This is a genomic window from Leptospira gomenensis (assembly GCF_004770155.1).
Classification (GTDB): Bacteria; Spirochaetota; Leptospiria; order Leptospirales; family Leptospiraceae; genus Leptospira; species Leptospira gomenensis.
The window spans coordinates 53,304-62,960 of sequence record NZ_RQFA01000007.1 but is presented as its reverse complement, the minus strand read 5'-3'; the positions used below and the strand labels follow the sequence as shown (position 1 = coordinate 62,960).

Here is a 9,657-nt window from a genome sequence, read left to right as displayed (position 1 = left end):
ACGAGAAGAAGAAGCAACTTAGTTATTCACTGCTGTCTCATTTCTGAAACAGCGGTAAGGACCAAAGTATAAATCCGAAGCGACCCGGCAAGCAATTATTGTAAAAAATATTCCGAATTCGCGGAGAAAAATTCGGAATATTTTCGTTTTTCCCGAAAAATCCCCGAAGAAAAAAGCGGCATCGGCCCGCCCGGGGAACCGATTCGCTCGCAAGGATCCGCCATTTTAGTAGACCGATCGGTCCATAAAAAGAATTAAAGTTTAAGAATATTCAAAAAGAAGCAAATACTCCGCAGACATATCCGTTCGTTCGTTTAACAAAATGATATCGTATTTTCCGGACCTGAAAACAAGAACGGCGAAAGTTCGTCGTATGAAGAACGCAAGCCTCTCGCCCTTTGCGAACGACCGCTCCCGCGACGGAAGAGCCGAAGATTCCAATCGGACAAGTATCACCGACAAAACGGAGACGAAGCAGTGATGAAAAAGCGACACGTTCCTACGTTTTTATGGGAAGAAAGGAAACGATTCAACTACCGATCAACGGAGCCTCGGAAAAACGAAACGGGGAGCCGACAAACGACGAAACACTCCGGCGAAAAACGCGCCGGATCATTGTTGTGCGGCGGTGACCGGGGGAGCCTCTTCAAAATGAATCGAATGATCGTATCTCTGACCGACTACGTTTCGAAAGAATTGAGTCATCGATCCCACGTAAAAATCGTTCGCCTCCACCACCGCGCGCGGAATCTCCCAAGGAACGGTACCCGTCATCTTTCCGAATAAGAACTCTCCGGAAGCCTTCGGCGGAATTCCGGCCGTCTCGCTTTCACAAAGCTCGTACGACCAGACGTAGATAAACCCTCCGCCGGAACCTTGGATTCCGACGTCCGTTCGGAAATTATCTACGTTAAAATCGAAAACGGATTGTGGATTCACAGTTCCGTCGTTCAATCTACCGAGCTGATACGTCGATTCGAAATTACAGACATTGGTCCCGCTGGCATCCGAACAAGTTAAGCCGACACGATTCGGAGACGCGCCTCGATCTCCGTTGAGGTCGTAATAAAAAAACCAGGTCGCGTCCAAGACCGGCTTTCCATCTAACGCGAGTTTGACGTCGGAGGTGACGACCCGGTATTTCTGATACAAATCCCCCGGAAGATCGGAAACGAATCGAAGCGTTTTAGCGTCCGGTTGTGTGACCGAACCCGCAACCGGAATTCCCAATTTCGTGACGCTGATCGTTCCCGAGGAGATATTCTCTTTAAAAACCGCTTCCGCTACGAACACATCCTGAGGAACTACCTTTTCCAAACTGAATACCCCCGCGGATTGACATTGGGGAAAAGTGTAATGCACTCCAGCCTCGGTATAAGAGGAGGCAAATCTACCGTTATGCTCCGGAGAAACCGACTGTATCTCCGCCGGAAAAAAGGAGGAATTTTGGGAAACCGAACTTCCGAATAACAAGGCGAAGGTGGAAGTAGTCGCGTCCATTTCATTCGAAGGGGATTTGGAAGAACAGGCAAGAGTCGCCCCCAAGATCGAACCTAACAAAATAAGGGTATTAAAAAACGGTCTCATAACGAAATCCTCCGAAAAATCCGGGAATCAACTCCGATCGCACAAACGAACGAAATACGAGCGGGATCCTTATCCAAGGAAATACGATCCATTTTTATAACAACCCGTTTTAAGAGTATCGCCCCTACAATTTCAAGATTCCACCTCAAAACGCCGAATTACGTTCCCCGAAACAAGGCTTTCATTCCGAAAGTTGCCCGAATTCAACGAGCCCTAAATCCGGAGTTTCGCCTAACAAAGAGAAAACGGAACGAAACGGATCGGGCCGGAGTTGAAACCGGTTCGCCGAGGAAGAAATTCCGATCGATGAATATATTATTATTATGGAATATTCACTATTTTTAATTAATTTAAAATTCGAGAAAAAAATTGCGCAAATTTTAAAAACGAAAGGTTATACAGTTGCAAATACTTTTCTAAGAGCGTTTCGTAGACGAAAATCGAAAGCTCAGTTTACGCCCGGATTCGGAGTACGCGCACTTCGAATCCGGGAAATTTTTGGAGATATTATTTGTTGTCCAGCTACCCCGTTTTCCCGATTCAATTACGTTCGTTTACCATCTCCGCATTTCCGATCTTTTTTCTCGTTTTCTCGTTCGTTCACTGCGATCGCAAAACGGAAACCGATCCGTTGTCGATATTGCCCGTTCTTGCGGCGGCTTCTTTCGTAAACGAATCACTCGATAGGACGGATTGTATCGAAGACATAGGCTGCGGTTTCGTATCCGCAAAAAACGGTTGGTCGGAAATCCATATCGGAGAATTACCCATAATCATAACTTCGCCGCACGGAGGAACTTTATTACCTTCGGAGATGAGCGATCGAACCACGGGCACGTTAGGCAACGATTCGAACACCGCCGACCTCGCGTACAAAATCGGCCAAGAGATAAACGTTCGTCTCGGCAAAAGACCTCATCTCGTAATCAACCGAGTGGATCGTTCCAAAGTCGATATGAATCGAAGGATTGACGAAGCGATGGACGACTTCGTATCTCCCGCGTTCGCGGAAAACAGGATCGCCTATGAGGATTTTCATCGTTTCGTTTCCGCCGCAAAAGGTGACGTACAAAAACGTTTTCGGAGGGGAATTTTGATCGACGTCCACGGTCACGGACAAGAGCAGGACATCGTACAACTCGGATTCAACCTGACCGAGGCGGAATTGGAATCGGACGAAAACGAATGGGCGGCCGACCTCCTCCATCGCTCTTCCAGCGTACAGTCGTTAGTCGATGCGGGTGGAATTTCGTTACGGGAAGTATTGATCGGAGACGACGCGATCGGAACCTTACTCGAGGAAAAAGGATATCCGTCCTTTCCGAACCGGCAACTTCGGAACTTTCCTTCCTCGGCGGACAATCATTATTTCACGGGAGGTTTTATCTCGGACGTATACGGATCCGACGACGGTGGAAACGTGGACGCCTTTCAGATGGAAACGCCCGGCCCGAACGTCAGAAACGACGAAACTCTAAGAGCGGCTTTCGCCGGAAAATTCGCGGAATCGCTGATCCGTTTTTTGAAAAAGGCCGGTTATACGATTCCGTAAAATCCGCGAATCGCAAAACGAAATGGAAATGGATTTTCTCAGTCAGCTTTTTTTCCCGCTTCGTGTTCCTTGCCCAAGGTTTCCGCGAGAATCAAACCTCCGAATACGAAAGCACATCCGGAAATCCGGATCGGACCGGAGGTTTCACCTAACAAAAAATAGGCGATGATCGTGGAAAACACCGGTTCCAGAGAGAAGATAATCCCCACTCTCGTCGGAGAAACGAACTTCTGGAATTTCGTCTGCAGAAACGTAGTCAATACGGAAGCCAAAAGCGCGTTGTACAACACACCCGGAATCAGCCTGAGACTCGGCTCGAATTTCGCCTTTTCCCAACCGCTCCAATCGAGTAAAAACGCGGAAACGAACGCGAAAAATCCCGCGACAAAGGATTGATAAAACACGGAAACCCGGATCGGGGTGTATCGACTAACGCGATCCATTTGAACGATATACGCCGAAAAAAACAAAGCGCCGCATAACGTGATCCAATCCCCGCTTTCGACGCGAAAAATCCCTTCCTTACCCGATTCTCCCAAAAAGATAAGACAGATGCCTATAAAAACCACGAACGCTCCGAATAGGTTTCCCGAAGAAGGCATTTTTCGTCCTATCACCGCCTCCAAAAACGGGGTAATGACGACTAACGTTCCTATCAAAAACGAGGACTTCGTAGCCGTAATGGTCCTCAAACCAACCGTTTCGCACGCAAAACCCAGATACAAAAACAGTCCTAAAAAAAAGGCGCCCGGAAACCAAACCTTTCCTTTTTCGAATTCCCGCAACGCGAAAGGCAAAAAAATCAGACTCGCCGTTCCGAACCGAAGAGCGAGAAAGACGGAAGGTGACGTGTCCCTTAGACCGAAGATGGTCATCGTGAACGTTCCGCCCCAAATCAGCGTGCAGAGTACGAGATAAAATTCGTTTCCGAATCGAGAGGCGATATTCATTGCGGTTTACTTTTTTTTAATACGATTTTCAGAGGTTCACGATTTCGGTTCGGCTTGACGGCTATCTCTGCGCCTTCGTATCCGTCTTTCGCGATTTTGACCTTGGTTTCCTTGCGGTCCGGAAAAAGCTGGAAGAAAAAACCGTTTTTCGGATTGGAAGTACGCGCCTCTTCGTGAAAGTATTTCACCCGCTCCACTTCGACCCTCGCCTCCAAGGGAAGACCTTGTTCGTCCTCGATCCGCAGAAAAATCCTCTTCCCGTCCATAACTTCGTTTAACAAAATCTTCCACGCGTCTCGCAGACTCAGGTTGATGCGCTCCACTTCCTTGTAAACCGGATTCAAGTGGGTGGTTTCCAACAGATACGCGAGCGTTCCGAATGTGAAGTAAAGATAATCCTGATCGACACCGTCCACGGGATAGATGTTTTTTCTGGCTTCGAATTCCTTTTCCGAGTTCAACGAAGCCACCGAAGCGGCGATTTTTTTTCCCAATTCGAAGGCCATATCCGGCTCCGGATTGTTCAGTGTGTCGATAGAATACGGGACCAACAGACAATTGGCATATGCATGAAAGCTAATGGATGCTACGAACCTTTCCCGTTCCGCGAGTTCCATCATGGCCCTTGTTTCCGGCTCGGAACCCGGAGAAGGACCCCGATAAAAATAGTTCGAAGGATTGGACGAGGAATAACCTCCTCCGGTTTTTCCCCAATAAAAAGGATAGTTCCGATTGATGTCCACACCCGGATTTAGTTTTTCGTTGACGGGTCCGGATCCGGGATATCCGTTTTTTCTTCCCATCAGATGGGAGACGTGCCAAAAATGACGCGCGCCGTCAGGATTGACGATCGGCACGATCCAGATCCGCATCTTATTAAGAATTTTCTCATATTCTTTCGGAGCGGAAAGAACGGAATAAACGATATCGTAGCAGTGTTCCACCGAAATCACCTCGTTGGCGTGATGCGCGCAGTTGAACAACACCGAAATTTTATCCTTATCCGGCGCCTCAGAATCGGATAAAACCAACGCGGGAATTTCCCTTCCCCTCGCAGTTTTTCCGATGACTTCGACCCGCGCCAACTTGGAATACAGATTGGCGATTCCGGATAAATAATGAATATTTAATATATTATCCTTGTAACCCTTTTTAAGATCGGCCAATCCGGAAAAAGATTCCCCGATCAACTCCTGATAATTGCCCGAATAGTATTTAAAAGGAAACGATTGTTTGACGAGAGCGATTCCCGTCGAAGACGAGGCGAGCGCCTCCGCTTCTTCTTTCGGAAGCACGGCATAAAACGCGTCTGCTTCCTGATAACTGACGGAATAACGTCCCTCCGTCTTTTCGCGGAATTCCCCCAGACGACCCGGTTCGATTTTTACGAGGATCATTCTCCTGACGTCGTTCAACGGGGAATTGGGAATTCTTTTACGGAAAAAACCCGCGCAGGAAATCGTCGAAAACGATATGAAACCGAGGATCAGAACGGTTCGTGTAAGAAGGAAGATGCGGGTTTTCATTCTTTCCGGAGGGATAGAACAAATCTTAGCGAATCGCTTTGGGAATCCATATTTTTTTCGGAAAATGCGGAATCGAACGTGGAAGTTTCGTCTCCGTTTTGGATTCCGGAAGGTCGGCGGCTATCCCGGAATTTTCTCTTGCTTTGTCCGTTTCGTTTTCCAGTCTATCCTCATTCCAAAAAACCGAAACGGTGTTTTTAGAACGGGAACCTTTTCCATGCAATCGAAACCTCGCTCCATTCTTCTTTTGTTATCGTCTTTGTTCGTCCTGACGTTTTTCGTCCGTTGTAAACTGGTCGCCGATTCGGCCTGCGGCGGAAGGGAAATCTCCGGGATGAAATGTATTCCCGCGGGTGAATTTATCCGCGGAAGCGACACGCACGACGCAGACGAAAGACCGCAGGAGAAAGTTTATGTAAGCGATTTTTACATGGACGTATACGAAGTAACGAACGAGGAATTCGACAAATGTAAGAGCGCCGGTAAATGCCAGGAATGTCTGAAAACCGGAAAATGCAATTACATCGGCCCGCGTTATGGGAAACCGTATTTAGGATCCAAACAACCCGCGGCGGGAATCAGTTGGTACACCGCAAAGGAATACTGCGAATGGGCCGGCAAACGATTGCCCACCGAAGCCGAATGGGAAAAAGCGGCCCGCGGTCCCAACGGGAATTTATATCCCTGGGGAAACGAACCCGCAACCTGCGAACGTGCGATCATAGAAGTGGGCGACGTCAAGGGTTGTGTCGCGAAAAAAACGGAAAAACCGCATCTGATGCCGACCGCGAACGTGGGCACTCGCGCTCCGGGAGTTTACGGACTGTACGACATGGCCGGTAATTCCTGGGAATGGACTCAGGATTGGTATTCCACTTCCTTTAAGGCCTGCGGCGACGCGTGCAGAGGAAAGGATCCGAAAGGACCCTGCGGAGGAAAGGAAAACTGCCCGGGTCATACGAAAAAGGTTTTAAAAAGCGGATCTTGGTGGTGGCCCGCGGCCTATGCGAGAGGTTCCAAACGCAGGGCTCATATCCCCGAAAATTTTCCGGAATACCATCACTTCGGATTCCGTTGTGCAAAGGACGCAAACGATTAATATGTGCAAAAATTCTAAATTAAGAATTCATTGGATACTTCCGTTTTTGTTTCTCGGAAGTTCTTTCTGTTCCGGATCGGAGAAGATCAAGGAAAACCGTTCCCTCACCGAACAGGACGTCGTTTCCAAAGTAGCCGCGTTACGCGACACGCCTCAGGAAACCCTGATTCCCACCAAATGGGACGTAGGCGATACGACCGTATCCAACGAGGATCGTCTTGACCTTTTGATTCCCCAAGTGCAGAACGTAGGCAACGCGTATGTCGGAGTCGGATCCGAACAGAACCTGACGATCGCCGCGTGGGCCAAGTCGGACTTCGTCTATCTCATGGACTTCACCCAGATCGTCGTCCACGCAAACGAGATTACGATCCTATTTCTCAAAAAAGGGGAAAAAAAGGAGGACTTCATCCGTTTTTGGGGAAAGGAAGGGGAAAAGGAAGCTCTCGAATTGATCGGAACTTCCCTGACGGATCCGGACAAATACAAGAAGATTTATAAACAGGCTTCTCCCTTCATCCGAAAACGTCACAGAACCAATCTGATGCTTTCCAAAAAATACGGATACAAAATGTTCCAGACCGACGACGAACAATATTCGTATATTAGAAAATTGGCATTAGAAGACAGGATCTTTCCTGTGCGGGGAAATCTACTCGGAACCGTAACGTTAACCGGAATCGGAAACACCCTCAAAAAAGCCGGGCACAAACTGGGAATCATCTACTTCAGCAACGCGGAGGAATATTTCGCCTATCCCCAGGAATTCAAAAACTCGATCCTAAACCTACCCGTGGAGGAAAATTCCCTCGTAGTAAGAACGATATCCGTTCGTAGGGATTTATTTCCCTGGTCCCCGGGATCGGAGATTTCCACGGACAGAGGATTCCACTATTGCGTTCAAAAGATCGGTAATTTTCAGAAGTGGCTCGCAAGCGGCAAACCTGGATTACGGTCCTTACAAATCATGGCGGAAGGCGGAACCGTGGATAAGAAAAACGGGATCACCGTCGTAGACAAGGAACCGGTCGTAGCTCCTACCTCTTCGCCTTCCTCATCCGAAACCCCTGCAAAACCGTCGGCTTCGAATTCGACGACTCGATAAAGTCATCTTCGATCGAAGGAAAAGATTCCTTTTCTTTCGATCGATTCCTCTCTCGAAACGGTAAAACACTTTACAAACGATTCCGATACGATCCACTCCTTCCGCAGAATGAAACGGCAAGCGGAAGAATGGATCGTATTCGCCGTTTCAGTATTCTTCTTTTTACTTTCCTTAGACGGCGGATCGGTGCTGCGGAGCCTCGCATTCAACGCGGACGTTTTGTATCCCGCCGTCGTATATCAGGATTTGATCATAGACGGAAATTCTCTCCAAGGATGGAGTCTCACCCCTTCCCCGTTTTTTTTTCCGGATTTGTTCGTATATTTCTGTCTTCGTCCTTGGATCGCCGACGGTGTCGTTAGCGTATATGTTTCCTACCTATTCCAGGTATTATGGTTGGGATTCTCCGTCTTTTATTTTTTGGGATCGGAAAACGGAACAACGGGAAAGAGGCGTTTCGAAAAATCATCGGCTACTTTAGTATATTCTTTTTTTCTAATTCTCCCTTCGTTTTTCTCCGGAACTTTTTCCGCGATCGGATTTGCGTCGCACGGAGGCGCGTTTTCCTTTTCATTCGTTTCGGCGGGGATGTGGATTCGAATGAACGCGCGAAAAAACGCTCCAAAACGCGTGAACGACAAACCCGAAGACCGATCTTCGTTGGGAACGGAAATCGAAAAGAAAACCGTCGTCCATATCGTACGATACGTCCTTTTTGCGGTTCTTCAAATCCTCCTACTCGTTTCCGATCCGTTGTATTTTTTTTACTTCAGTCTTCCCTGCGGAGTTTTGAACGTTTGGGAATTTTTCGTTTCGGAAAAAGAAAAACGGGATGTACGATCCTTGTTGTTTTTCGGCGTCGTCGTGTCGGCAGGTTTGTATTGTTACCGAACGTTGACTCGCTCCGATTTCGTCTTCCTACCGACCGGATATTATACGGGAACCCCTTCTTGGAATTTTTGGAAACCGATCGAAGACACGATCCGACATCAAATCCGATCCGACGCAACCGCCTTACTTTTACTCGTATTCGCGTATCTTTCCCTGGTTCCGATTTTCGTCTTTTTAAAAAAAGACAAGGGACAAAGTCCCGGCCGGACGCTCCCGCAAACGCGTTCGTATTCTCTTCGATACAGATACTTGCTGCTTTCGGTCGTTCTTTCTTCTCTGGGAATTTTAGGAACCGGAACGTTGTCGGGAGTTTTTCGGAGCGACGGAATAACGCTCCGCTACCTGATTCCTTTGTTGTTCTGTTGGGTCCCGTTGCATATCCTCGTATGGTCGGAACACCGAAATTTTTTTAAAGCGAAATTAAAATTTTTGTATATTCTAATTTTATTAATGATCGGATTTTCGTTCTCCTCCGGAAGAACGCGGTTTTCCGCATACGAGGACGCGCTCGTCTTCTGTTTGGACGAAAAAAGGAAAGAATACGGTTTCCATAAGGGAATGTCCGATTTTTGGACTTCGAGGAGGATCCGCGTCTTTTCCGGAACCGGCCTTCGCGCCGACAATTTTTTCCCGGATCTTCATCCCGAATACTGGCAGAATACTTGGAACTGGTACACCGATCCTTCCGACGGGGAATACGACTTCGCCGTAACGCCCGGATTGGATCGAAACGAACTGATAAATTCCTTCGGCCCGCCCAAATTCGAAATCACATGCGATAAACAAAATATTCTAATATGGGACGAGACATCGGCGGAACGATTCGCCCGCTTTCGGGAGGAGAAAAACCGCGAGATCGATCTTTGGCACAAACTCACCGGAAGAAAAAGGACGTATCGATAAAAAAACGGATATCCTGTCGAAAAACGGAGACCGAATGGGAATCG

The 9,657-nt window shown here is 47.9% G+C and carries 7 protein-coding genes; 4 read left to right on the top strand and 3 right to left on the bottom strand.

Translation table 11 applies throughout. The features are described 5' to 3' along the window. Positions 1-612: 612 nt before the first annotated feature. A complete protein-coding gene (locus EHQ17_RS00690) occupies positions 613-1,587 on the bottom strand; it encodes a hypothetical protein (RefSeq protein WP_135591098.1) in 975 nt (324 codons plus the stop codon). A 631-nt stretch (positions 1,588-2,218) separates the two neighbouring features. Here EHQ17_RS00690 and EHQ17_RS00685 point away from each other — a divergent pair. Continuing rightward, on the top strand, positions 2,219-3,139 hold the full coding sequence (locus EHQ17_RS00685) for an N-formylglutamate amidohydrolase (RefSeq protein ID WP_135591100.1): 921 nt from the start codon (positions 2,219-2,221) through the stop codon (positions 3,137-3,139). A gap of 38 nt (positions 3,140-3,177) precedes the next feature. Here EHQ17_RS00685 and EHQ17_RS00680 read toward each other — a convergent pair whose 3' ends face one another. Beyond that, complete coding sequence (locus EHQ17_RS00680; RefSeq protein WP_135591102.1) at positions 3,178-4,089, bottom strand: DMT family transporter; 912 nt, start codon at positions 4,087-4,089, stop codon at positions 3,178-3,180. Further along, positions 4,086-5,615 carry a M14 family zinc carboxypeptidase gene (locus EHQ17_RS00675; protein WP_135591104.1) on the bottom strand — a complete coding sequence of 510 codons (1,530 nt, stop codon included), beginning with the start codon at positions 5,613-5,615 and terminating at the stop codon, positions 4,086-4,088. The genes EHQ17_RS00680 and EHQ17_RS00675 overlap by 4 nt, the downstream gene beginning before the upstream one ends. A gap of 217 nt (positions 5,616-5,832) precedes the next feature. On the opposite strand from EHQ17_RS00675, the gene EHQ17_RS00670 reads away from it, so the two are divergent. The 3 genes from EHQ17_RS00670 (at position 5,833) to EHQ17_RS00660 (ending at position 9,613) form a co-directional block, all read left to right on the top strand. Beyond that, complete coding sequence (locus tag EHQ17_RS00670) at positions 5,833-6,714, top strand: formylglycine-generating enzyme family protein (RefSeq protein ID WP_135591106.1); 882 nt, start codon at positions 5,833-5,835, stop codon at positions 6,712-6,714. Position 6,715: 1 nt separating this feature from the next. Beyond that, positions 6,716-7,819 (top strand): LIC_10091 family lipoprotein, encoded by a 1,104-nt coding sequence (locus EHQ17_RS00665; protein ID WP_135591108.1) that lies wholly within the window; start codon positions 6,716-6,718, stop codon positions 7,817-7,819. Positions 7,820-7,927: 108 nt separating this feature from the next. Further along, a complete protein-coding gene (locus EHQ17_RS00660; RefSeq protein WP_135591110.1) occupies positions 7,928-9,613 on the top strand; it encodes a hypothetical protein in 1,686 nt (561 codons plus the stop codon). The last annotated feature ends 44 nt before the right edge of the window (positions 9,614-9,657 follow it).